Here is a 25,193-nt window from a genome sequence, read left to right as displayed (position 1 = left end):
ATCAAACGATAATTAATTTGGTTGATACTTCATAGTAATGACCGACCATTCGTAAAGTGATTTCGGGTAACCGTATTCGCTTTTCCCGTAAACGACATTTGGGTCAGCGTAGAATCCACCTTTATCCGTTGCTAAAAATTCACGCACCCCACGACGGTAAGTAATGACTGGTGCTGCCAACTCATACTCTATGTCTTCCAAATTAGAATCATCAATCACTAAGAACCGAGTCATACGGATAGTGCTACCGCTGGTGCAATACCCTGGATCATCATAACCAATTGCATTAAATGGCTTAAGGTCATCAGCAAATAGCTCTGATGTACATCCATCGAATCGAGCAACATGCACCCACGCTGCCTTTTCTTGTCTTCGGTCATCGCTACCAACTGGCTTAAACATAAATAGCACAACCTTACCTTTACCGTGTTTTTGCAGCTCGTCATCCGTCGGTTCACGTACCGAACGCGAACCCAAGATACCAAATTCACTCTCTTCTAAATTGGCAAACTGTGGGGCACTAAGCGTGCTCACAATGACGGTTTGTTCGCTATTAAGTTGTGTGTATTTATCTGCAACACCCGACTCTGCCAAATCGACACTAACCGTGACTTTTGTTCTTGGTAACGCTTTGTAATCTCGCGATTCACTCTCAGAGATATCTAGAGCAATAGAATGGTATTGAGAGTAATTGGTTAGCGTCAACTCAGCATTCGCATTGTCTAACGTGGCAAGATCTTTACTCACAGTATCACCAAATGAGTAAGTGCGAGTACCGACCGTTCTACCGAAATCTAAGTCAATTGCCTTGAAAGGCGTAAACTCAACGGTTTGAAGTTTCGTGGTAAGACCGGGATGATCCGCTTTATTAATGGTGCCGTTAACCAATACGGTTTTAGTTGTATAGTTACGTGCAGTTAGCGTCACTTCTAATTGGTACTCGCCTGCGTGCAAAATCTTCAAACGCCCCGTTTCAGAAGAGACTAACTCAACCACAGGATCTTTTTGGTTAATAAGACGATAACTGGCTTTCGCCTCTCCTCCACTCATCACTGGTGAGATAATAGTACCCGCTGAAAAGTCTACCGTTGGATAAGCAATCGATACAGGGTTTGTGCCCTGTTTGATCGTGACAGAGAAACTGCTTTCACCCGGAGTAAATTTATCGTCCCCTGCATCCGATACAACAACTCTTGTGCTGCCAGCATTGAGGATGCGCATCTCGCCCGTTTTGCTGTCTAGGGAAACCACATCCGTTGCTGCATTTTCTGCAAATCGATACGAAACTTCGCCAACCGTACCAGAGATGGTCGGTTTTTGAACATAAGGCTGGCTGGTTTTCCAAGTCTCTTCCACATCGGATTGCACATCAATCCGACTCGGCGCACTAAGAATATTAACGTACACTTTCTGATCTGGACCCGCAGTATAATTCGCGCTCTCCTGTCTGCGAACTGTTAACGTCGCTTTACCCGCTTTGTAAACATAGGCACGTCCATCCGCAGTAACCTCTATAACATCTGTAGCAGTGTTATCAACGAGTTCTACATGATCGTTACTTGTACTTAAACCAAAGTCACGACGAAGATCAAAGCTATAGTCTTTGCTATACACCATTTCATAATCTTGTGTCACCATGGCTTGTCCCGCAGCTTTCGCTACTTTGATGACTACATTAAACTGAATTGGTTGATATAAATCCCCACCATCATCTTCAAACTTAAGACGATATTCACCAGCCGTCTCTACTTCTAACTTGCCATCGGTCATTCTTAAACCGTCCGGTAAACTACCGACTAGGCTTACGTTGCCTTTTTGTCCTGAAAATGCCAAAGGAATTGAGAGGCTAGGCTGATAAATAAGCGACATTTCAATGTCGTTCATCACTGGATGAGGCGCGCGATTAACTTCAACATTGAAGCGAGCTTTACTTGCAGGATAATTACGCATTTCATGCTCGTAGATTTCAACTTCAGCCGTACCTACACCTTTGATCAGCAGTGCTTCACTGCTCATAGATTTAGCGATAACATCTGTGCCGCTAATAATTCGCAGTGAATAGTCGCCGCGAGCATTCGTCACCTTAGGGAAAATTCGGCCACCTTCCTCATAAGTTTTCACAACATCCGCTACGCTGATTGCTTCGCGTTGACCTTGTTTTACATCCACAACAAATTGCGCCGTTTGCTGCTTATCTAAAAAGGCATCGCTGTAAGTTGCTGTTGCTTCAACGGTTAACTGCCCAACATTATGAACAAGGAGCACACCTGACTCCGGGTTGAGTAACTCGGCAACTTTGTTGTCTGGTTCGCTGCGAATGATTTTGTATGTGATGCTTTGCGTTTGAGCTTTATCTAAACGTGCAGGTTCTAACGTCAGCCCTTCTCTATATTCGTCTTCCAGCAAGGCGAATTGAAGTTGCCCGGATGCTACTCCATGAAGCTTCACCGTCGCGCGAACTTGCTTCGGCAGATAGAGCTCGTTACCTGAGTCAGTAATCAGTACCGACGCCTGACCAATTGAGCCTAATGAATATACCGAACCGTTCTGATCAACCCGAATCAAGTTATGACCACTTTCTACTTCATAACTCAATTCACCTTTTTGGCCACGAACGGTCAGCGCTTTCCCTTCAGATTCGATTGCATTGAAGTTTAGATCACTAACCGAAAGGTCTGTGTTAATACCTCGTTCCACAGTGATAGAAAATCGTGCTTCAGAGGATTCATAAGCAGAACTGTTATCCGTAGCCAGAATTGTTGCCGTTCCTGGACGCAAAATTTGTAGCATTCCAGAGTCATTAATTTTCACAACATTTAGCGGATTAGAGTCAATGACTTGATAAGACACCGAACCATGTACATTGCTCAATTTTGCCTCTGTAACGGTTCCCACGCCCTCAAACTTCAATACCGTGTCTTCAGCTTTTAACTGTGGACGACTCTGCTTTGTTATCGTAGTTGGTGTCTTTGTATTGTTCGTTTTAGAGTCACCTCCACCACCACAACCAGCGAGTAACGCCGCGAGAAAAAGCAAATAATATTTTCTGTTCATTTTTAGAAACACTTTGTCACAAATAAGTGCTGGCGATAATAATACGATGTTTTATTAATCACCATGTCCATTTTTGAGTACTTTATTACTTAAGTATTTGCTACTGTATTACGCATAAAAATAAATGTTCAGAAGTGGTGCCTAAAATACACAAAACAACACAAAGCAAACGTTTAAATTAAACCAATTAATTAATTTAGTAAGAATGAATATTCAACAAAAATAAAACACGAAAAATAAAGAGAAAAAATTGCGTTATTTTTTCATGCGTTTTGCTGTATGAGCACTTAATAAAGGATAAAAAACAAACAGTTAATGCGGGAATAGAAGAGAGAATAAATATCGTTTATATTTATTCCAATCCAGTAAAAAGTAACCTAGTTAGAATAACCCTGCTACCTGTTAACACTTAAAATGCTAACAGGTAGAGTAACCATTAAATAAAATTCGTATAAAGCTATTTAGTTGAGAAGTGGTAACTCAGTCGTATATTTAATGGATTCCATAGCAAATGTTGAAGTCACATTAGACAATCCCTTTACACTATTAACTAAGCGCTTATAAAACTCGTCAAAACACTTCATATCTTTCACCAGCACTTTCATCATGTAGTCATACTCGCCGGCCATACGATAAAACTCCATTACCTCGGGGAAATCACTCACTGTTGTGACAAAATGGTGATACCAATCTTCGGAGTGATCGATGGTTTTTAGCTGAACAAAAGCGATAAAAGACAGGTCGAGTTTTTCTGCACTCAGTAACGCCACGCGCTTTTCGATGTAGCCTTCTTCTTCCAACCTTTTCAAACGCTTCCAACATGGCGTCGTTGTCAGATTTACCTGCTCTGCTAACTCATTTAATGACAAGGTGCTGTCGGTTTGTAACAACGCAAGCAGCTGTTTATCGACCCGATCCAAACTCATCCTATAAAACCCACGAAGTGTAGAAAACTTTTCTATCAAAATAGTCATTACCGGCAACTATAGCAAAGTTTTTCTCTCGTATTATAGGTAAATTATTCCCATCTAATGCTTATCTATCGATTTCCAAGGAGAGACGCCATGTGTACTGACCACAACTGGATCAACAATGCAGTGCGTAAAATTGAAGCAGACTTTCAACGTTCTGCTGATACTCATTTATTTAAACTTGAACTGCCTTCTCTTGATGGTATCGATATCTACCTAAAAGATGAGAGCACGCATCCAACAGGCTCTCTGAAACACCGATTGGCACGCTCGTTGTTTCTTTATGCGATTTGTAACGGATGGATTGGTCCTGAAACCACAGTGATTGAAGCGTCCTCAGGCAGCACTGCCGTTTCAGAAGCGTATTTTGCTCGCTTGCTTGGCTTACCGTTCATTGCTGTTATGCCGAAAACCACCGCACGTAAAAAGATTGAACAAATTGAGTTTTACGGTGGTAAAGCGCATCTTGTAGAGCGCTCAGATCAGATTTATGACGAGTCTCGACGCTTGGCTCAAGAGTTAAATGGTCACTACATGGATCAGTTTACTTATGCTGAACGTGCGACTGACTGGCGCGGCAACAACAACATTGCGAACTCTATCTTTAGCCAAATGGAACTAGAAGATCACCCAATTCCTAATTGGGTAGTAATGAGCCCAGGAACTGGTGGTACGTCTGCAACCATTGGCCGTTTTATTCGTTACCAAAAATACGACACCAAACTTTGTGTCGTAGACCCTGAAAACTCGGTGTTTTACGACGCTTTTCAGTCAGGTAATCACTCATTAAAAGGTGAGACCGGCAGCAAAATTGAAGGCATCGGTCGACCACGTGTCGAGCCAAGCTTTATTGCAGGTGTTATTGACGAGATGCGCAAAATTCCAGACGCTGCCAGTGTGGCAACTGCACATTGGGTTTCTCAACTCATTGGGCGTAAAGTCGGTGCATCAACGGGGACGAACCTCTACGGTGTGCTTCAACTGGCCTGCGAAATGAAACAACGCGGTGAAACAGGCTCTATCGTGACACTTTTATGTGACTCTGGTGAGCGTTACTTAGATACTTATTACGACTTAACATGGGTAAAAGAGAACATCGGTGATATTCAACCTTACCTCGCGCAACTTGAAGTCATTCAAGCGAAAGGCTGTGTCGAACCGGCATGTTGCGATCCAATTACCGCTTAATATGCAAATTCGAATGTAAAAAAACAGCCCGCTGATGTGCGGGCTGTTTTTTTGGAAATGAGTATTACTTTTTCTGACGCGCTTCAAACGCCGCCAGTTGTTCTGGCGTTGCCGCTGGCTGATGATTTTGTTTCCATTCACCGTAAGTCATGCCGTAAACACGTTCGCGAGCGTCATCAATATCTAAATCCACACCGAGATTTTCCGCTTCAGCTTTGTACCATTTGCTAAAACAGTTGCGACAGAAGCCCGCAAGGATCATGAGGTCGATGTTCTGCACGTCTTTATTCGCGTCTAAATGCGCCAATAAACGACGAAATGTCGCCGCGTCTAACTTATCTTGTTCTTCTTGAGTCAGATTTTTATATTTGAATTCAGCCACTTTCCTTTCCTTCTCTCTTATTTGATTGACGTTAATCACCATACCGAATAGTAAGTTCTCCAGCCTAGGAAGTCTGCTTTAGCGCAACAATTCCCAGTCTAAATGACTACCTTTGCGTTAAAGCTGATATGATAAACGCCATCTATCTTATTGATTAAATTAATATTAACACAACTCATTACAACGGTCTTTTACAAAGGTTATCGTCAAGTTATGAAAAACGCCATTCTATTATTGTCTGCCTTGACCATCAGTGTGCCGACTTTTGCTGCTCAAGAACAAACTCATCAATCTTATTTTTATCTGGGTACTGGTAACGTCGGTTTTGATACACCCTATTTTGGCTCAGACAGAGACAATGAGTGGTCCACACCACATATCACTGTTGGTTGGGGCTATCATGTCAATCAATACCTTGCGTTTGAAGGTGTGCTTCGCTACTCCCAAAACGAACTTAAAAACGACACACTGAAAACAGATTTGGATTTGCACTATTACCAAGCGGGTATGTCAGCAGTATTGACCAGTGATAACCTTGGCGATACACCACTTTCTTTGTTCGGCCGCGTGACCGCGTTGGGGACTCAGGCAGAAATGTACGTTCCAAACCAACAAAAAGTCACCGATGATTCAGGAGCACTATTCAATATCGGTGCTGGTGTCCATTGGGATATGAGCAAAGACATCTGGTTGCGCGCAGAGTACATCTATAATGTCGCAGATATGGGCTTTGAAGATTTTTACGACAGCTACGAAGGTGTGCAAGTTAGCTTAGGGAAACGCTTCTAACATTAGATAGCACCAAGTTACCAGAATTGAAATACAAACAAGCCGAGGTTTTTACCTCGGCTTGTTTTACAATCTACGGTGTGTCATCAGTTACTGAGCGGAGAACTTTTCTGTTGTCTCTTGATTCACATGGCTACTTGGTTGCCCGGCATCGAGAGAGTGTAAAATGCCATCTTGACGATCTTTTAGTGCATTCGTTAACGTCGGAAGTGCAGTGGTCGCTAACAACGCCATAACACCCGCAACTAAAACCATTTCTACCATGTAACTACCACGTACTTTTTTCAAGAGAACACCTCAAATAATAGGTATATGCTGCTTTCCCGGCATGACACCTAACAAGACCCGACATTCAGTCAATACGATGAGCGAGTCCTGTGCTCCTCGAAGAAGTGGCGAAATAGTAAACAAAAATAATCATTAGATCTATAAGTAATCACTCTCAATATAAAAAAACACCGAACAACTTTTGTTCGGTGTTTTCAATCAAAGCTTTACGTACAGCGGCTAAGGATGAGCAATACGGCCTTTTGTATCGTGGCTGAGTGCTTTGTTCAATTCTGCTTCTACATGACCTGGCGCCTGTGTTTTCGCCGAAATCAATCGGTACATAGCCGGGATGACAAATAAGGTCACCAATGTTGCAAATCCCATCCCGAAAAAGATCACGGTACCCACAGCAATACGACTCTCATAACCTGCCCCTGTCGAAACGATCAGCGGGATGGCACCAGCAAGCGTGGTAAATGCTGTCATCAAGATCGGGCGCAGACGTCGCGCAGCTGCATCAATAACCGCTTTTTCGAATTCAACACCACGGTCTCGCAACTGGTTGGCAAACTCAACAATCAAAATGCCGTTTTTCGTCACCATGCCGATCAACATGATCATGCCGATCTGGCTGTAAATGTTCATGCCTTGCCCCATCACAACCAAGCCAAGGAAGCCACCAAATACGCCCATCGGCACCGTAAACATCACCACTAACGGGTTCACGAAGCTTTCAAACTGAGCCGCCAACACGAGATACGCCACAAGCAATGCCAACGCAAATACGACAGCAACACTCGCTTGGTTCTCTTTAAAGTCTTTTGACTCGCCAGAATAACTCACCGAGATGTCACCTGGTAAGTTGTCTATCGCTTGTTGATCAAGGTAATTCAGCGCGTCTCCTAATGTGTAGCCTTCTGACAGATTAGCCGTAATAGTGATGGATTTCTGTTTGTTGTAGTGAGATAGACGAATAGAAGCTGCCACTTCTTCAATTTTAGTGACCGCGTCTAACGTCACTAACTGCCCACTATTAGTTCGCAGATAAATCTGGCTTAAATCCGCTGCATTATTAAAGCTGTTTTCATCACCACGAAGATACACATCATACTCTTCGCCACGCTCAACATAAGTCGTTTCACTTTTACCACCAAGCATGATTTCTAGCGTATCAGAAATGTCTTTGACACTGACCCCTAGTTCTGCGGCACGCTGTCTGTCGACCGTAACCAATAGCTCTGGCGTTTTCTCTGAGTAATCGATCTCAGCACCTTCCATCATTGGCGATTCTTCTGCTTTGTTTTTCAACATTTCAGCCCAGACGAGAAGTTCATCGTAATCAGAGCCACCTAACACAAACTGAACAGGCTCACTCGAACCACCTTGGAAACCAGGCATGAATGGGAACACTCGAACATCAGGTATGCCAGCTAGTGCACCACGCACTTTGTTAAGCGCTTCCTGAGCTGTTACATCTCGCTCGTTCCAGTCTTCTAGAATCATGATAACAAAGCCGGTTTGATCGCCTGCCTGTCCACCAAATGCAGGCGTTTGAATACTAAACGACTTCAGATACCCTTGCCCAAGTAATGGCATCAATCGGTCTTCAACAATGTCCATATTGGCTGACATACGATTGTATGACGTAGCATCAGCCCCGCGTACAAACGCAAACATCACCCCGCGATCTTCTTGAGGGGTCAACTGGGCTGGCACTTGGTTCATCAAGAAGTAACTGCCGCCCAAACACGCCAAAATCACCAGCGGTGCAGCCCAACGCATTTTCAATGCGCCTTTCAATAATGAGCGGTAACCACTCTCAAGTTTACTAAATAGGCGATCGACCACTTGATTAAATCGATTTGGTTTTACATTCGCCTTCAAAATCTGACTACCCAATACAGGAGTTAATGTTAGGGCGATCAAAGACGAGAAAATTACTGACATCGCCAACAAGACAGAAAACTCAGTAAATAGCAGACCTACCATGCCATCCATAAAAGAAATCGGCAGGAATACCATCACCAGCACTAGCGTTGTCGCGATAACGGCAAAGCCTACTTCCCGCGTACCTTTATAGGCCGCAAGCAAAGGCGATTCACCACGTTCGATATGGTGGAAGATGTTTTCAACAACCACAATCGCGTCATCCACTACCAAGCCGATAGACAGGATCAGCGCCATCAAGGTGATTAAGTTGATAGAAAAGCCAAAGTAATAAGCGGCAATGAACGAAGAAATCAGCGATACCGGAACCGTAACCGCAGGAATCAAGGTTGCACGAGCTTGACCAATGAAGATGTACAACACCAAAATAACCAAACCGCCCGTAATAAATAGCGTGCTATACACCTCTTCTATCGAGCGCTCGATAAACACCGTCGCATCGTAGTCGATAGCAAGCCGCGTTCCTTCCGGCAAGAACTTCTGGATGTTATCAACTTCAGCTCGAACTAATTTTGCTACTTCTAACGGGTTCGCATCAGACTGAGGAACAACCCCCAAACTAACATTGACGACGCCATCGCTTTTAAAGGTCGAGTTTTCGTTCTCTGCACCGATAAAAACATCAGCGACATCTTTCAAATAGATAGGCGTGTTGTCGCTTGCCCTTTTAATCACGAGGTACTGAAAATCTTCCGGCGTGTTATAGCTACGCGCTGTCCGTACCGACATGACTGTCGAATCATTACGAACTTCACCACCCGGACTTTCTAAGTTTTCACTTCGCAGTGCCGATGTAATGTCCGAAGCCGTGACTGAGCGCCCCGCCATCAGCTCTGGCTTAAGCTTCACGTACATCACTTTGTACAAACCACCAGAGAGATCAATGGAGCTCACCCCAGAGATCAAGCTAAAGCGATCCATCAGTACACGTTCTGCATAATCCGTCAATTGAGTGCGGTCCATCTCTGCAGAGCTGAGGTTAATATAGAGGGAGGCCTGACCTGAACCGTTATTCTTGTAGACAATTGGATCGTCCGCTTCATCAGGTAGCGAACGTTGAGCGCGAGCCACCGCGTCGCGAACATCACTAACACCCGTATTGAGATCGTAACCTAGCTCAAAAGTGATCGTGATACGCGAACTGCTGTTTCGCGTCGTCGAACTGATCTCATCTATTCCGCTGATGCCTGAAAGCTGATCTTCTAATACAGAAGTAATTTGACTCTCGATGATCGTCGCGGAAGCGCCCTCATAACGCGTACTAATGGAAACGACCGGACTTTCAATGTCCGGCATTTCTCGCACCGCTAGTTTCGTAAAGGATACAAAACCAAATACACACAGCAGCATACTCAATACCAACGCTGCGACTGGGCGTTTTACAGAAACGTCAGAAAGTAACATTAGTTTGCTTCCTTAGCCGCTTCGTCTTGCGTGCTTTGAACACCTTGATTACCAGTTGCGTTAGCTGTTTCTGCCTTTCCTGGTGCGACAATTTCCTTAACTTCAACACCATCTCGCATATTAACGATGCCCTGTACAACAATTTTGTCGCCAACTTCAACGCCTGACTCAATAACGACTTCGTTATCGACACGAGCACCGAGAATGACTTCTTGTCGAGTCGCTTTATTGTTGCCATCGATGACGTATACGTAACGCTTGGTGCCAGAGTATTCTAGTGCTTGAACCGGGATAATTGGCGCTTCAATCGCAGGGAAGGCCAATGATGCATTCATTAACATGCCCGGCTTTAAGAGGTTTTCAGGGTTCTCAAACTCAATACGTACACGCAGGTTCAGCGTTTCTGAGCTAATCCGCGTATCAATGCCTGTGACTTGACCAGTAAACGTCTGTTCACCCCATGCACTGGTTTTGGCAATGACTTCCATACCAATAGAGAGCATCGATAAATAGCGCTCCGGTACTTGTAAATCCAGCTCCATGACGGAAAGGTCATCCAAGGTCAACAGCTCTGTACCCGCGCTAACCATTTTACCGCGACTAAAGTCAATGAAACCAACAGTGCCAGAGAATGGAGCCGTAATATGAAGATCGGCCAAATTTGCTTGAGCGGCGTCCAGCCTTGCTTGTGCGATTTCAACACTTGCTTTTTGTGCGTCGATCTCAGTTTGGGTGATAGCATTTCGCTTAACCAAACGTTGAAACTCTTTTAGCTTACGTTGTTCATCTTTAAGGTACGCCTTTGCCTCAATCAAAGCGGCTTGAGCCTTATCATCATCCAACTTGATTAACAGCTGACCTTGTTGGACATTTTGATTCGCTTTAACAGCGATTTGATTCACTTTGCCGGCGACTTCCGATGCAACAACCACAGACTCCGCCGCTTCTAATTTACCGATAAGCGATAAGGATTGATTGATCTCGTGCGTTTCTACTTGTTCAGTTACGACGGTAACTGCTGAGCCTCGCATAGCTGCGAAAGCTGATGGAGAACTCATTAATATAGAAAGCGTTAAAACAGATAACGATAACGTGGCTTTCATGCTCATGATATTGACTTCTAAACGAATAAACTTATGTCATTAAACTGCTTACATTTTATCAGTAGATACGTGGTTTAACGTCAAGTAGTGTAAATTCAAGTAAAAAGAGCGTTTCTCTTCTGTTCAAAGGACACACAAAACGCTGACTTTCTACCATCTTTGCCCAAAAAGACAGCATTCAACGTAAAAACGCAAGAAAAACGCTTTACAGCCTGAGCGAGTTTGCTATGATTCGCTCCGCACTTGGGAGATGAGTTGGGAAAACATCTTGCTAAGTATAAAAATCCTCTGGAGGGGTTCCCGAGTGGCCAAAGGGAGCAGACTGTAAATCTGCCGGCACTGCCTTCGATGGTTCGAATCCGTCCCCCTCCACCATATTCTTTCTTGTGTTTTTCCTTTAAACATAAGAACAACTTGGAAGCTAGGTTGGGAAACTATCTTTTAAGTATAAAACATCCTGGAGGGGTTCCCGAGTGGCCAAAGGGAGCAGACTGTAAATCTGCCGGCACTGCCTTCGATGGTTCGAATCCGTCCCCCTCCACCATATTCTCTCTTGTGTTTTTCCTTTAAACATAAGAACAACTTGGAAGTTAGGTTGGGAAACTATCTTTTAAGTATAAAACACCCTGGAGGGGTTCCCGAGTGGCCAAAGGGAGCAGACTGTAAATCTGCCGGCACTGCCTTCGATGGTTCGAATCCGTCCCCCTCCACCATATTCTTTCTTGTGTTTTTCCTTTAAACATAAGAACAACTTGGAAGCTAGGTTGGGAAACTATCTTTTAAGTATAAAACACCCTGGAGGGGTTCCCGAGTGGCCAAAGGGAGCAGACTGTAAATCTGCCGGCACTGCCTTCGATGGTTCGAATCCGTCCCCCTCCACCATATTCTTTCTTGTGTTTTTCCTTTAAACATAAGAACAACTTGGAAGCTAGGTTGGGAAACTATCTTTTAAGTATAAAACACCCTGGAGGGGTTCCCGAGTGGCCAAAGGGAGCAGACTGTAAATCTGCCGGCACTGCCTTCGATGGTTCGAATCCGTCCCCCTCCACCATATTCTTTCTTGTGTTTTTCCTTTAAACATAAGAACAACTTGGAAGCTAGGTTGGGAAACTATCTTTTAAGTATAAAACACCCTGGAGGGGTTCCCGAGTGGCCAAAGGGAGCAGACTGTAAATCTGCCGGCACTGCCTTCGATGGTTCGAATCCGTCCCCCTCCACCATATTGAAAAAGCCAGCTCATTGAGCTGGCTTTTTTCGTTTCGGATTCTTGATAAAGTAACAAGACCTTCCTTATTTAACCCAACTTCTTCGCGGTTCTCCCTCTGTTGGACCCTACTTTAACAACTGGGCCGAAGCGAATCTCCTATGGCCAAAGTTCGGATCTGGTCGTTGTAATACAAACAATGAACTAGCACTTTGTCCTTGTTTTATCGCAATGACCATAATGTGAATGCTAAAAACATTCAGTAAAACACTTGAGGACTGACTAGCAAAAAGATATTCGGCAGAGTTAAGCGCGAGCCATGATGAAGTCTCCATCTGGCAGGTTTTATAAAAACACCTTTCGTAAATACAAACGACAGATACAAAAAATCCCGCAGGGGGTGCGGGATTTTTATTAGTGACTAAATTGGTTTAAAGGTGACTAGCCTTGAATACCAACGATTAACCATGGTGCATTAGGCACAGTCAGGTCACGCTCTAGGTGCCAGATATCTTCGATTTCTTCTTCAACACCTTCTACTGTGTCACGGTAACGACCGCTAAACTGCAGGCTAAGCTGTGCTTTATTTGCATCGTAATCGGCACGGACGATCTCTGCATCAACGTACATTACATCAGTATGCTGCTCACCGTCGAGCTTCGCGCGCTCTGCTTTCAGATCTTCAAACAAGCTTGGAGAAACATATTCTTCAATGGTTTCCAGTTGATTGTGATTCCACGCTCCTTGCAGGATTCGGTAGTGTTCACGAGAGCCGTTAATGAACGCTGCTTGGTCAAAGCCCGGTGGGTAGTTATGTGGTACGTCCGTTTGAGCGCCGAAACCACCAAAGCCACCATTATTTGTGTTTGGCTGTTGCTCAAAGTTTTGCATGTTTGGTTGCTCAAACTTAGATGCGTTACCACCAAATGCAGGTTGCTGGCGATGCTGGTTCATACTGCCCTGCTTCGCACCTAGCATACCGCGCATTAATTTAAAGATGACAAAGGCAATCAAACCAATAATTAAGATATCCATAAACTGGATACCTTCAAAAGCACCGCCAAAGAATGCAGCAAGTAGACCACCAGCAAGAAGTCCGCCTAGCAGACCACCCATTAAGCCTTTTTTACTTGAAGACTTTGCCGTCTGATCTTTGCCGACCGTATTGGTGTTTTGTTGCTGTTGTTTTGGTGCTGGCGCTGTTTTGTAGCTCTTACCGAAAGACTTACTGCCACCAAACTTCTTCGCTTCCGCGATAGGCGTTACAGCAACGGTAAACATCAACAGAGCAACAATAGAAAATAAACGTTTCATCGTTATCCTTAAAGTTAGCTATCTAAGATTGTGCTCTATCAGACGAAACAACGATTGTTTCAAACAGTAGCACGCCAAAGATGATTGTTACGTCATCATACTCTGTATGCCTGTTGATGAAAACAGCTTACAGAAGCTGACATGTATCAGAATATTGCCAAAGATACAGACTGCTCTCGGTTAACTTCGAGATACTTGGTTCGTTTAGAAATGCTGGGAATGAACTCGCTACTACTCGGGGATGTTTTACTTGAATTAGAATCAGTGACACAGCTCAGAATCCTGGACCTTGACGTCACTTGAGTATATTGCCTTGTTGACGGTTAATAGGTAGCTGACTATCATATTGAACGATGTTCAATAAAGCAGTTTGAGAGTATGGCGCGCAGAAACGATCACACCAGAGAAGAGTTAGTGAATTTGACTTTAACAACAGTCAAAAACTTTTTAGATGAGAATTCTTACCACGAACTCAGTCTTCGTAAAATAGCTAACATGATTGGTTACGTGCCAAGCACATTAGTCAACATTTTTGGCAACTATAACCTGTTACTTTTACACGTAGTCGCGCAAACTTTAGACGAACTCTCCCAAGAAGCATTGAAGGCGACCAATAGTAGTAAAGACGCTCATCAAGCTCTATTTGAACTGGCTTATTGCTACCACGATTTCGCTCAAAAGCACCCTTACCGTTGGCAGTTAGTCTTCGAGCACAACATGAATGGTGCAGAGCTTCCAGAATGGCATGCCAAACGTATCGACGGGATGACAGGAATGCTGGAGTCACTATTGGCTCAAATCGCACCACATCGTACCGAGTCCGAAGTGATTCAAGCGAGTCGAGTGCTTTGGTCTGGCGTACACGGCATTACTTTACTCAGTGTTGATGATAAATTTTTCTCTAGTGAACCCATTGATGGTAAAGAATTAATCAGTAACCTGCTTTCTAACTACCTCACAAACTGGTAACAAAGGATTATCCATGTCGTCCGACAGACAGCCGTCCTTACTTACGCAAAGAAAGTTCCTACCCTATTTCATCACTCAGTTTTTTGGCGCTTTCAACGACAATATTTTTAAAAACGTTTTGCTGCTGTTTGTCGCCTTCGCGGGATCCAGCGCACTACCTATTTCGAGCAACTTGTTCATCAATTTAGCGGCTGGCTTGTTCATTCTACCGTTCTTTCTATTCTCCGCTTCAGCTGGCGTATTAGCCGATAAATATGAAAAATCATGGTTTATTCGCAAGGTAAAGCTGTTTGAAATCGCCATCATGCTTTTGGGCGCCATTGGTTTTATAACCGAAAGTTATGGTGTGCTTTTGCTGCTACTGTTCTTAATGGGCACACAGTCAGCATTCTTTGGACCGGTTAAATATGCCCTTTTGCCCCAAAAATTAAACGCGAAAGAGTTAGTGCCAGGCAACGCCCTTGTTGAAGCTGGTACCTTTATCGCCATCCTTATTGGTACCCTAGGTGCTGGAATTATCGCCTCAGCAGACAACGCAAAATACCTTGCCGCATTTTGTGTCGTACTCTTTGCATTGTTGGGATATTTGTCGAGCCGATCAATACCCTTTGCAGCCGCCAGCGCACCTAATCTTTCTTTTCGTTGGCAACCGTACAAACAAACTAAACACACGCTATCCATCGCAAAATCAGATCGTGTTGTTTTTCAATGTATTATGGCGATAAGCTGGTTCTGGTTTTTAGGCGCCGCCTATCTAACCCAGTTCCCGAATTTCACCAAGATTTACTTAAATGGCACCGAGAGTGCGGTGTCTTTCTTGCTTGCTCTGTTTTCCATTGGTATCGCGCTAGGGTCGCTACTTTGCAATTGGATCTCAAATCATCGTATCGAAGTCGGTATTGTGCCTATTGGCGCACTTGGCATTACGGTATTTGGGTACTTGATGGCAACCTCCATTCCAAGTGACCTACCTATCTTCCATAACTTTGTAGACTTCTTTAGATATGAGCCTTTTTGGCCATTATTTTTCTACCTATTGATGATTGGTGCTTCGGGTGGGTTATTTATCGTGCCGCTTTACGCATTAATGCAACATAGAGCAAAGGAAACCGAGCGCGCGCAAGTCATCGCAGGGCTCAATATCTTTAACTCTCTGTTTATGGTCGGCAGTGCTGTCTTAGGTATTGTGTGCCTAAGTGTAATCAAGATGACAATTCCTCAATTGTTTGCATTGTTAGCCATTTTGAATTTCTTGGTCGCCGCTTACATTTTTTTGCAAATACCGATATTCGTTGTCCGTTTTGTGGTTTGGATGCTAACTCACACTATTTATCGAGTGAAACATAAAAACCTACATAACTTGCCAGAACAAGGCGGTGCGTTGATCGTATGTAATCACGTGAGCTATATGGACGCCTTGCTACTTAGCGCAGTATGCCCAAGGTTGATTCGTTTTGTGATGGAGGAAGATTACGCCAACCTACCTCCACTAAGACGCTTTTTACGCAGAACTGGGGTAATTCCGATTTCAGCGAGTAACAGAAACTCCATCAGGCGTGCATTTAATGATGTAGAAACCGCATTAAGCGAAGGACATATCGTCTGTATTTTCCCAGAGGGGAAATTAACCTCAGACGGTGAAATGAATGAATTCATGCGTGGCATTGATATTATTCTGCGTCGCAGCCCAGTACCTGTCATACCCGTGGCACTCAAAGGCTTATGGGGAAGCTATTTCAGCCGCGCGAAAGGCCGCGCATGTTGTGGCTTACCGACTCGATTTTGGTCAAAGCTAGAAATTGAAGCCGGACAGCCGGTTCCACCAAATGAAGCAACGGCAAAAACGATGTTCGATAGAGTGCATCAACTTAGAGGCGACTGGCGATAAAAATACATTTGAACACATGTTTAGAATAACTGAACATGTGTTCAAATCATTAAGACAAACTGACCACACTCAGTGCGATATACTCGCGCTTTCATTCACAACAGCGAATAAAAACCTTGAATAGAAACTACCTCTTGTTTGGATTGGCGTTACTCTTTTGCTTAACCCCTTTTGTCTCCTCTCCTATTGCCCTAGTTATTGGTTTTCTACTCGCAAGTTTTGGTTTTGTGCCTTCAGAACTGCCCATTGCTTCTTTTACTAAAAAGCTGTTGTCCTACTCGATTATTGGTTTAGGCTTTGGCATCAACTTTGAGCAAGCACTCTCCGTTACATCGGATGGTATCGGTCTGATTATTGCCACGATTGCGGGCACACTGATCATAGGCACTATCATTGCCAGAATAATTAAGTTGGAGCGAGTAACCGCATACTTAATCTCGTCAGGTACAGCAATTTGTGGTGGTAGTGCAATTGCCGCGGTGGCACCAGCGATTAAAGCAAAAGACGAACAGATTGGATTAGCACTGGCAACGGTATTCGTCCTAAACTCCATCGCACTATTCGTGTTTCCTGTGGTTGGGCATGCTTTAGGGCTAGATCAACACACATTTGGTACATGGGCCGCGATTGCTATTCATGACACTTCTTCTGTTGTTGGGGCAGCCTCAGCCTACGGTGAAGAAGCACTAACTACAGCAACAACGTTAAAACTCGCACGAGCTTTGTGGATCATTCCTGTCGCACTGATCAGTGCCGTGATCTTTTCGAGAGACCAGAAAGAGAATGGAACGAAAAAGTTAGTTATTCCTTATTTCATTTTTTGGTACTGCGCAGCCATCGCGTTTAGCGACTTCTTCCCTCAATTTGAAATGGTCTATCACGGTATTTTCGTTGGAGCGAAACAAGCTTTGATGGTGTGCCTGTTCCTGATTGGTTGCAGCATTTCAATTTCGAAGCTGAGGTCTGCTGGAGCTAAGCCACTGTTGTTTGGTGTAACTCTGTGGGTGTTAATTTCAACCACTTCTCTAAGTTGGTTATTGTTTAGATATTAGTGGTCTTCTCATCGTGTTGAGATGACGACGGCTCAAGTTTGCTGTTTTTGTATGTAACAACCAATGCGATAGCGATCAAAAAGGCCGTCAGCTCTGCAAGAGAGCGGGCGAGCCCTTCACTGCTTATTGCAATACCAATTTGTAGTGCTACCGCCGCAATTAATACTAGCTTTACCATCCTGAACCTTATGCCTTTTCTCTCTTCGAAGAAGCATAATTATGATTCAGAGTTATAAGGATACGAAATTCCCTTTCTGACTAATACATAGCAAAATTGACTAATGCTGAATTGATGGCAATAGCCACTCCTTCACTGCCTTCCGAGAAACTTTGATCCCACTTTCTAGTAGCACTTGTGGCATTAAATGGTATTCCACTGGCCATTTAAACTTCTCTAATTTGGATTGCAAATGCAGGTCATATTCCGCTTTGCTGCGCAAATCATTGGTCTGAATCACAGCAACAGGGCGATGACCAAATTCCGCATCTTCGACTGGAACCACTATGCTCTGCACCACGCCATCAATTTGGTTCAATGCTGCCTCAATCTCTTCACAATGAATGTTCTCACCACCAGAGATAAATTGATTGTCGGCACGGCCGATGATCTTTAACTCGTCACCTTGCCACTCACCGAGATCCTTGCTATCGAACCAGCCTTTCTCATCCAGAAACGGAGTAACATGACCTTGATGAAAATACCCTGCCGCCAATGTTTTACCACCGACAAAAATGCGTTGGTCAACCAACTTTACCTTACGGTGCTTCAATACGTGTCCAGCATTACTGGTACTGTCAATTCTCTTTGCGGTAACGGTAGAGGCTGCTTCCGTCATCCCATAACCTAACCACGCCTCAATCCCTCGTCCTGTTGCTCGCAACGCCAACTCGTGAGCAACGTGGCTGCCGCCCAATAGCACATGCGTCAATGACAAGTGAGCATCATCATCCAATAGCCGTTTGAGCTGCGTTGCAACCAAAGAGGCGTGTGACACGCCCTGAATATCTTCGACAAGTTTTCCTGTACCGATTTTCAATGTCGCTCCGACATATAGCCAACGATATACAATCGCCAATCCAGAGACGTGATAAAGCGGAAGCGACAATAGCCAAGAATCTTGCTGAGTGAAAATGAACTCTTGCAACAAGCCTTCTGCGGATGCAAGGTGTTGTCGATGTGTATGAACCACGGCTTTAGGCTCCCCTGTCGAGCCAGAGGTAAATACCACAGAAGCGAGCCTGTCATGGTGATAGGCATCTTCAATCACCGCATCACGCTCTTGTTGTGAAACTAAGGGCGGTGAAAGCAATGTTGCCTTGAGTTTTTGTATATCATGTTCAGAAAAGGTCGAAGCGCACTCCTGAGCAAACCAGATAAACCGAGTTTGTTCAGGTTTATAAAGGGTCGCAAGTTTACTCTGTAACGTATCGAGTGGTTGTACCATGGTCAGCGCGGCAAGTGCGCCTAACTGCTTGGAAGCAAGATAAAACAGCAGAGTTTCGACTTGGTTTTTACCTACCAAAGTCAGCACATCTCCCCGCGTTACGCCCAAGTCATTCAAATAGTGAGCGTATTGGTCAATACGTACTGAGAGTTGTTGCCAGTTTAATGTTTCTGTTGGTGTCTTGAGCGCAATAGAAAAAGGGCTCGTTTGAGCCCAATATTTCCACGGTGCCTTCGCAACATTGTCTATGCAGAATGCCACACAATCTCCTGATCTTTCAGAGGAAGAACGGGAAGTTCACACTTAGGCCAGCCTTGCTCTAACTGAGCTTTGAATAGGCCAATCGTATCCAAACCTGGAACTTCATCAGGCAGCTGCCATTGGGCAAAGCGCGCTAATTGCGTTAAACCGAGACTGGATTCAATGCTCGAGCTAATAACCGCTTTCATCCCCAGTGACTTCGCCTTCTCTATCAGTGTAATACAAAAATCCACCGAACCAATGAGTGTGGGTTTGATGATGATCGTTTTCACACCAGTTAGATCTTCAAGACGGAAATCCTCTCGACGAACCGCATCTTGCAACGTTTCATCCCAAGCAATCGCAATACCAGTATTGATAGCAAAAGAGAGACTATCGCCAGGAGAGCGGCACGGCTCTTCCAAAAAGGTAATGCGCTGACGCAGAGACGGAGTAATGTATTTAGCAAACTGCTGCGCTTTTTCTGGTGTCCAAGCGCGGTTTGCATCAAGTCGAAGCGTTAATTGAGGGATAGATTCAAGAAAAAGGTTCACAAGCATGCCATCGCGAATCGGCTCATAAAGCCCGACTTTTACTTTCGCGACTTTCTCGCCTTCCATTTCGTTCAGCTTTGGAATGAGCTCGTCTGGGTCACCAGTACACAGCGGCGCTGTTTGATACTTACCTTGTTGGGGTAAGCCACCAGCCAACTCTAACTGTGCCATCGATAAACCAAACGCGACCGATGGATACATGTTGGCGTAATCCACATCCAATCCTGCTACCCAACGCTCCGCTTGTTCCTGTAGCTGAATACCTGCATCTTCGGTGTTCTCTAAACTAAAACCAGGAAGAGGAGCGACTTCTCCAAGCCCTATTTGGTCACCTTCAGAAAGCGCAACAACATAACCAACACGTTCAGTTAGCTTATTGTCTCGCAGGATGACACCACTATCCATGGGCAAGCTATAACGATAAATTTTCGCTTCACGCATAATTCGAGTCCTATGTAATGCCGTATATTTGAGCGTTCTGGCGAGCAATCCCACCAGCCTCCCAGAGGGCGAGGCGCTCAGGAAAAATGGAACAGAGGAGCTAAAACACTCCTCTTTTTATACGAATTATGGGTTACGAGGGAATTTGTCGAAGTCTGGGCGACGTTTCTCGTTGAATGCGTTACGACCTTCTTGTCCTTCATCGGTCATGTAGAACATCATCGTTGCGTTACCCGCAAGCTCTTGAAGACCGGCTTGACCATCACAGTCCGCATTCAATGCTGCTTTCAGGCAACGTAGCGCCATTGGACTATGCTGAAGAACTTCACGACACCAACGAACGGTTTCTTTCTCTAGCTCTTCTAGCGGCACAACCGTGTTGACCAAGCCCATGTCTAACGCTTCTTGCGCGTTATAGAAACGACATAGGAACCAGATTTCGCGTGCTTTCTTCTGGCCTACGATACGAGCCATGTAAGACGCGCCCCAACCGCCGTCAAATGAACCCACTTTAGGGCCCGTTTGACCAAACTGCGCGTTGTCCGCTGCAATTGTTAGGTCACACATCATGTGCAGTACATGACCGCCGCCAACAGCCCAGCCAGCAACTGATGCGATCACAGGTTTTGGACAAGTTCGAATATCGCGTTGGAAGTCCAATACGTTTAGGTGGTGTGTACCTTGCTCGTCTTTATAGCCGCCGTAGTCGCCACGGATCTTCTGGTCGCCGCCAGAACAGAATGCGTCTTCACCTAGACCTGTCAGAATGATCACGCCAACACCAGAGTCATAACGCGCATCTGCCAACGCATCAATCATCTCTTTTACTGTTTGAGGGCGGAATGCATTACGCACTTGTGGGCGTGCAATGGTAATTTTCGCGATACCATCTTCAGATTTATGGTAGTGAATATCCTCGTATTTCTCGCTGCAATCTTTCCATTGAACCGGAGCGTAAAGTTCTTCTTCAGAAATGCCTACTGTTTTAGCCATGGTGATTCCCATTGTTCTCGTTACTCTCACCAAAGTGAGATTGAATTATTTGCTTAATATGCATCGCAAATTGTTGGGGCTGCTCTTGATGAACGTTATGTCCTGCGCCTTCAACTTGTCGATACGCCAACCCGCTACGTTGTGCCAGTTGGCTAAATTTTTGGTCTTTCGCGCCACACAAGTAATACATCGGTATATTCTGCTTTTTCAGTGTGGGCAACAAATACACCTGCTTGGCTAACGATGTTGCCATCAGCATGCTCGCGACCGCCGAGCCAAGATTATCACTTCGCTTCGCAATTAATGTTTGTCTTTGCTCATGGTTTAGTGAAGAAAACACCGCTTGCTGATACCAATCGTTCAAAACACGTTCAAGTGGTTCTGTTTTGAAACGCTTTGCCCAGCGAGCATCATTCTCCAATCTCACCTGTTTCTCTGACTCAGTTTGAAGCCCGAAGTTTCCCCCTTCAACAATTGCGCCCACAATATTGAGATCTGAGAAGCATTGATTGGCAATACCATGCATCGCAATACGGCCGCCCATCGAGTAACCAATCAAAATAAGTGGTTGTTGCGGAGGAAATAATAAAGATAGTGTGGAATTAAGAAGTTTGCAGCAATCATCGAGATCGTTGCACTTTGTAAACTGGCTACGACCATGACCAGGAAGGTCTATAACAATTCGTTCAAACCGAGTCAGCTCATCCAAACAAGCTTGCCAATCAGCACCACTTCCTAAAAAGCCATGCAAAAACACCAGAGTGGGAAGATCACCACTTTGGTGTTTTTCAGTTGAAGAGAAACGCTCAGAGTGAAGCATGCAGGCTCTTATTAAATGCCTTTATCAACTCTGCGGCTTGACTTGGTGGGGTTTGAACTTCCACCAGCAGTGTGCCTTGACCGCTCGACAGGTGCTCGGCAACCATTGCTTGATACATTTCTAACGTAGTTGGCTTCTCATACTTTAAACCAAACTGTTTGGCTGCATGTTCAAACTGATAACCGTGGGGCATTTGGTAGTACGCAGTGCGATGCTCCTGAGGCACCGGTAACATATCGAAAATTGCGCCACCATCATTGTTTGTGACCACAAGTACCGTCGGCAATTTATTGTGAGAAAACAGCGCTAGTGAATTGAGATCATACAGTGCTGATGTGTCACCAATATACATCAGTAACGGATTACCTCTTGCTCGCTGCACACCTGATGCGGTAGCAAACAAACCGTCAATTCCTGACGCGCCTCGGTTAGTGAACACTTCTACATCATCAAGTTTGCCGTACATATCGACAAGTCGAACAAACAAACTGTTACCCCAAAAGACATCAGCGTTTTTAGTGCGCTCGTTGATGTCTGCTGCCAACGCAATTTCGTCAATGGCAGACGCTGAATCAGATAGGAAAGCTTCTTCGATACGTTGATGAACTCGCTTAACTCCATTCGCTAACCTATCAGCCCATCCAGCAAATATTGGCTTCTCAAAGCTAATGCGAGAAACCCAAGTTTGAGGAAGCTCAACCCAGTGCATTTGCGCCAGATGATTTTGGTTATTACGGTCCATACGCGGCGAGATATACCAGTATTGAACGTCTTTACTTTGTTGATTTTGCGAAACTTGTTTATCAATCCACTGGTTCAAACGTTTGGAGATGATTCGGCTACCAAATTGGATAATAAGTTCACAAGATTCAAGCTCGTTTGCGAGCTCGGGAAGTTGAAGCCATACATCGTAATGCGCCCAATCCGAACTGAGACCACTTTGCGGGTCTGCAAGTACCGGCCATCCCATCTTTTGTGCAAATGCCTGCGCCGACTTCGCTTGTTCAAGCGGTAAGCTGCCAATCACAACCAAGCCTTTTTTATCCGCACAAGACGGGATTTTCGCCTGTGACAAGTGGCTAAAACGCTGGGTATAACTACCACTTCCTTTTCGCCATCCGGCTACCGAGTCTAAGTAGGTTTGATAATCCGCTTTTGCACCGTTGGAATACAAAGGTTCTGGAAATGCACAGTTAATATGAACAGCACTGCCTTGCAGCTGCTGAGTAAACATCACTTCGTCAACAGAGGTCAGCAACCAATTAAGCGATGTTGTTAAAGTTGGGCTTGGTAAATTCAAGCTGGCCGAGACATGATGTGAAAAAATACCCAACTGGTTAATCGCTTGGTTTGCGCCACAGCCAACGAGCTCCATCGGACGATCCGCAGTGAGCAGCACCAGCTTTTCACCAGTAAGCCTAGCCTCCGCAACGGCTGGTAATAAGTTCGCCACTGCCGTACCAGAGGTAACGATGATTGCCACTGGCTCTTGAGTAGCTTTCGCTAAGCCAAGAGCCATAAAGCCGAGACCACGCTCATCAAAGTGAGTATGAATAGAAAAATTGGACTGTTCTGCCGCCTCTAAAGTTAAAGGAGTAGAACGAGAGCCAGGAGCGATACAAACATGCTTAACGCCAAATCGCTGAAGCTCAATCAATATGGTTTCTGACCAAATTCGATTGAGCACCGCTTGGTCATGATTCATGATGCGACTCCCAACGGGGGGTGATCAGAAATCAGCGTAAGTAACGTCGACATTTTCTTATCAAGTTCCGCCCACTCATGCTCTGCCACAGAGCCTGGCACAATACCTGCGCCCGCAAACAGTTGTACTTGGTCACCGAGAACAAGAGCGCTTCTGATCGCGACACAAAACTCTGCTCGTTCATGGCTTATGTACCCCATTGACCCCGCGTACCAGCCGCGTGCAAAGTGCTCATTATCAAGAATAAACTGCATGGATTCTTGTCGAGGTAAGCCAGCAACCGCCGCCGTCGGCTGAAGCGCCGATAACAACTGAACACCGTTTATGCCCGTCTTTAAGCTCGCGTGAATATTTCGCTTGAGATGTTGCACTTTTCGTAGTCTAACCAAACTTGCCTCGGCCTCCACTTCAACCGCTTCGGAATGCGGTGATAGGCGATCAATAATGTCATCAACTACGTATTGGTTTTCGTTGAGGTTCTTTTGGTCTTGGGATAACCAATTCGCCAACTCCATATCGTGAGTGGCATTGTCCCCTCGACCAATCGTGCCTGCTAACGCTTCGGTATGAAGTTCATGCCCTACGCGAGAATACAAACGTTCTGGCGTAGAACCCATAAAGCTGTGCTTGCTGTCTAAGCTCAGCATGAAATGGAAACTATGATGGTTATTTAAGTAACTCGCTTTCAGCAACTGTGCGGCACTTAATGTGTTATCAAGCTGCACGGTAGAGCGACGCGCCAATACCACTTTCTTAAAATCATCATTCTTTATACCAGTCAGAACTTTATGAACTAACTCATTCCATTGAGGCTGACTTGGCGTATGAACAATAGAGCGGATGTGAGAAGAAATCGGAGCTAAGGTCGCGACCTCACAAACCAGTTTATGCAGTCCTGCTAGGGTTCGCGCTTTGTCTTCTGAAATATTAACTGCGAGAGACCATTGTTGATCAAAACGAATTAACTCAATTTGAGGCAAAAAGAAGAAAGAAGGCATACAGCGACGATTTTTCTCATGCTGGCCGTCAAAAGAGCGTCCGCCCCAGACTCGTTGCCCTTCACCTAGAATGGTATAAGCAGGGCCTGGCTCAACAAAAGCGTGTAATTGCCCTAGTGCAACGACCTCTTCACGAGTATCGCGGGACTGCCAGTAGAATTTAGGGAAAAGTGGTTGTGCATCAAGCCAATCAATAAATGAGAAATTAGGTTTCTCGCTCAGGGGCTCGACCAGACGTGTTTGATTGCCTTCCGCTTGCTGAACTCGCTCGATAATTCTCTTTACGGCTTGATGGAACTGTGACAAATCAACCTCGTAGTATGTGAGGATAAATGGTAACTGACGGCTACTCTAAGTTTAGACCCAAAGCAAATCAAGGTCGTATGCGATCTTTTGCAAAATCCTGTGATAGCAAACGAGCAAAACTTAACCAGCAAACAGATAATTTACAGATATATATTC

The 25,193-nt window shown here is 44.8% G+C and carries 19 protein-coding genes and 6 tRNA genes; 11 read left to right on the top strand and 14 right to left on the bottom strand.

Annotated elements, in window-relative coordinates:
- Positions 1 to 12: 12 nt before the first annotated feature.
- A complete protein-coding gene (locus J8Z23_RS04830; protein ID WP_434635147.1) occupies positions 13 to 3,054 on the bottom strand; it encodes a cadherin repeat domain-containing protein in 3,042 nt (1,013 codons plus the stop codon).
- 461 nt (positions 3,055 to 3,515) lie between these two features.
- Complete coding sequence (locus tag J8Z23_RS04825; protein WP_005390577.1) at positions 3,516 to 3,980, bottom strand: Lrp/AsnC family transcriptional regulator; 465 nt, start codon at positions 3,978 to 3,980, stop codon at positions 3,516 to 3,518.
- 138 nt (positions 3,981 to 4,118) lie between these two features.
- Here J8Z23_RS04825 and J8Z23_RS04820 point away from each other — a divergent pair, with 138 nt between their 5' ends.
- Positions 4,119 to 5,213 (top strand): PLP-dependent cysteine synthase family protein, encoded by a 1,095-nt coding sequence (locus J8Z23_RS04820; protein WP_395202545.1) that lies wholly within the window; start codon positions 4,119 to 4,121, stop codon positions 5,211 to 5,213.
- Positions 5,214 to 5,277: 64 nt separating this feature from the next.
- Here J8Z23_RS04820 and J8Z23_RS04815 read toward each other — a convergent pair whose 3' ends face one another.
- Entirely contained in the window at positions 5,278 to 5,595 is a 318-nt protein-coding gene (locus J8Z23_RS04815; protein ID WP_167713325.1) for a DUF1244 domain-containing protein, read from the bottom strand.
- Positions 5,596 to 5,808: 213 nt separating this feature from the next.
- On the opposite strand from J8Z23_RS04815, the gene J8Z23_RS04810 reads away from it, so the two are divergent.
- The gene (locus J8Z23_RS04810) at positions 5,809 to 6,384 is read left to right on the top strand and encodes a porin family protein (protein WP_005390572.1); all 576 of its coding nucleotides are present in this window, start codon (positions 5,809 to 5,811) and stop codon (positions 6,382 to 6,384) included.
- A 90-nt stretch (positions 6,385 to 6,474) separates the two neighbouring features.
- Here the strand turns inward: J8Z23_RS04810 and J8Z23_RS04805 are convergent, their stop codons facing one another.
- From J8Z23_RS04805 to J8Z23_RS04795, 3 genes are all read right to left on the bottom strand, one after another.
- Positions 6,475 to 6,672, bottom strand: a complete 198-nt coding sequence (locus J8Z23_RS04805; protein ID WP_005390570.1) for a type II secretion system protein — start codon at positions 6,670 to 6,672, stop codon at positions 6,475 to 6,477.
- Between the two features lie 219 nt (positions 6,673 to 6,891).
- Positions 6,892 to 10,005, bottom strand: a complete 3,114-nt coding sequence (vmeF, locus tag J8Z23_RS04800; protein ID WP_046874696.1) for a multidrug efflux RND transporter permease subunit VmeF — start codon at positions 10,003 to 10,005, stop codon at positions 6,892 to 6,894.
- Positions 10,005 to 11,114 (bottom strand): efflux RND transporter periplasmic adaptor subunit, encoded by a 1,110-nt coding sequence (locus J8Z23_RS04795; protein WP_301658980.1) that lies wholly within the window; start codon positions 11,112 to 11,114, stop codon positions 10,005 to 10,007. The genes vmeF and J8Z23_RS04795 overlap by 1 nt, the downstream gene beginning before the upstream one ends.
- Before the next feature lie 284 nt (positions 11,115 to 11,398).
- On the opposite strand from J8Z23_RS04795, the gene J8Z23_RS04790 reads away from it, so the two are divergent.
- The 6 genes from J8Z23_RS04790 (at position 11,399) to J8Z23_RS04765 (ending at position 12,328) form a co-directional block, all read left to right on the top strand.
- Positions 11,399 to 11,483 (top strand) — tRNA-Tyr (locus J8Z23_RS04790).
- Between the two features lie 84 nt (positions 11,484 to 11,567).
- Positions 11,568 to 11,652 (top strand) — tRNA-Tyr (locus tag J8Z23_RS04785).
- 84 nt (positions 11,653 to 11,736) lie between these two features.
- Positions 11,737 to 11,821, top strand: a tRNA-Tyr gene (locus tag J8Z23_RS04780).
- A gap of 84 nt (positions 11,822 to 11,905) precedes the next feature.
- Positions 11,906 to 11,990: transfer RNA gene (locus tag J8Z23_RS04775), tRNA-Tyr, on the top strand.
- 84 nt (positions 11,991 to 12,074) lie between these two features.
- Positions 12,075 to 12,159: transfer RNA gene (locus J8Z23_RS04770), tRNA-Tyr, on the top strand.
- Between the two features lie 84 nt (positions 12,160 to 12,243).
- Positions 12,244 to 12,328, top strand: a tRNA-Tyr gene (locus tag J8Z23_RS04765).
- Positions 12,329 to 12,753: 425 nt separating this feature from the next.
- Here the strand turns inward: J8Z23_RS04765 and J8Z23_RS04760 are convergent.
- A complete protein-coding gene (locus J8Z23_RS04760) occupies positions 12,754 to 13,626 on the bottom strand; it encodes a Tim44 domain-containing protein (RefSeq protein ID WP_046874203.1) in 873 nt (290 codons plus the stop codon).
- 378 nt (positions 13,627 to 14,004) lie between these two features.
- Here J8Z23_RS04760 and J8Z23_RS04755 point away from each other — a divergent pair, with 378 nt between their 5' ends.
- The 3 genes from J8Z23_RS04755 to J8Z23_RS04745 all read left to right on the top strand — a co-directional run bounded on the left by J8Z23_RS04755 (position 14,005) and on the right by J8Z23_RS04745 (position 17,535).
- The gene (locus J8Z23_RS04755; protein WP_006743255.1) at positions 14,005 to 14,595 is read left to right on the top strand and encodes a TetR/AcrR family transcriptional regulator; all 591 of its coding nucleotides are present in this window, start codon (positions 14,005 to 14,007) and stop codon (positions 14,593 to 14,595) included.
- 13 nt (positions 14,596 to 14,608) lie between these two features.
- Entirely contained in the window at positions 14,609 to 16,483 is a 1,875-nt protein-coding gene (locus J8Z23_RS04750) for an MFS transporter (RefSeq protein WP_046874204.1), read from the top strand.
- A gap of 116 nt (positions 16,484 to 16,599) precedes the next feature.
- The gene (locus tag J8Z23_RS04745; RefSeq protein WP_301659174.1) at positions 16,600 to 17,535 is read left to right on the top strand and encodes a YeiH family protein; all 936 of its coding nucleotides are present in this window, start codon (positions 16,600 to 16,602) and stop codon (positions 17,533 to 17,535) included.
- Here the strand turns inward: J8Z23_RS04745 and J8Z23_RS04740 are convergent.
- From J8Z23_RS04740 to J8Z23_RS04710, 7 genes are all read right to left on the bottom strand, one after another.
- Complete coding sequence (locus J8Z23_RS04740; protein WP_005390556.1) at positions 17,525 to 17,713, bottom strand: hypothetical protein; 189 nt, start codon at positions 17,711 to 17,713, stop codon at positions 17,525 to 17,527. The genes J8Z23_RS04745 and J8Z23_RS04740 overlap by 11 nt on opposite strands.
- A gap of 100 nt (positions 17,714 to 17,813) precedes the next feature.
- Positions 17,814 to 19,241, bottom strand: a complete 1,428-nt coding sequence (gene menE, locus J8Z23_RS04735; protein ID WP_301659173.1) for an o-succinylbenzoate--CoA ligase — start codon at positions 19,239 to 19,241, stop codon at positions 17,814 to 17,816.
- On the bottom strand, positions 19,226 to 20,215 hold the full coding sequence (menC, locus tag J8Z23_RS04730) for an o-succinylbenzoate synthase (RefSeq protein WP_257082824.1): 990 nt from the start codon (positions 20,213 to 20,215) through the stop codon (positions 19,226 to 19,228). Before menC ends, menE begins: the two co-directional genes overlap by 16 nt.
- Before the next feature lie 126 nt (positions 20,216 to 20,341).
- Complete coding sequence (gene menB, locus J8Z23_RS04725; protein ID WP_005390550.1) at positions 20,342 to 21,208, bottom strand: 1,4-dihydroxy-2-naphthoyl-CoA synthase; 867 nt, start codon at positions 21,206 to 21,208, stop codon at positions 20,342 to 20,344.
- Positions 21,201 to 22,028 (bottom strand): 2-succinyl-6-hydroxy-2,4-cyclohexadiene-1-carboxylate synthase, encoded by an 828-nt coding sequence (gene menH, locus J8Z23_RS04720; protein WP_434635141.1) that lies wholly within the window; start codon positions 22,026 to 22,028, stop codon positions 21,201 to 21,203. Before menH ends, menB begins: the two co-directional genes overlap by 8 nt.
- On the bottom strand, positions 22,015 to 23,733 hold the full coding sequence (gene menD / locus J8Z23_RS04715) for a 2-succinyl-5-enolpyruvyl-6-hydroxy-3-cyclohexene-1-carboxylic-acid synthase (protein WP_434635139.1): 1,719 nt from the start codon (positions 23,731 to 23,733) through the stop codon (positions 22,015 to 22,017). Before menD ends, menH begins: the two co-directional genes overlap by 14 nt.
- Positions 23,730 to 25,037, bottom strand: coding sequence for an isochorismate synthase (locus J8Z23_RS04710; protein ID WP_432596725.1), 1,308 nt, complete (start codon positions 25,035 to 25,037; stop codon positions 23,730 to 23,732). Before J8Z23_RS04710 ends, menD begins: the two co-directional genes overlap by 4 nt.
- Positions 25,038 to 25,193: the final 156 nt, after the last annotated feature.

The sequence above is a fragment of the Vibrio sp. SCSIO 43086 genome, from assembly GCF_051132235.1.
Lineage (GTDB): Bacteria > Pseudomonadota > Gammaproteobacteria > Enterobacterales > Vibrionaceae > Vibrio > Vibrio diabolicus.
Note: the sequence above shows the minus strand (reverse complement) of the source record. Positions and strands in the feature narration are given on the sequence as shown.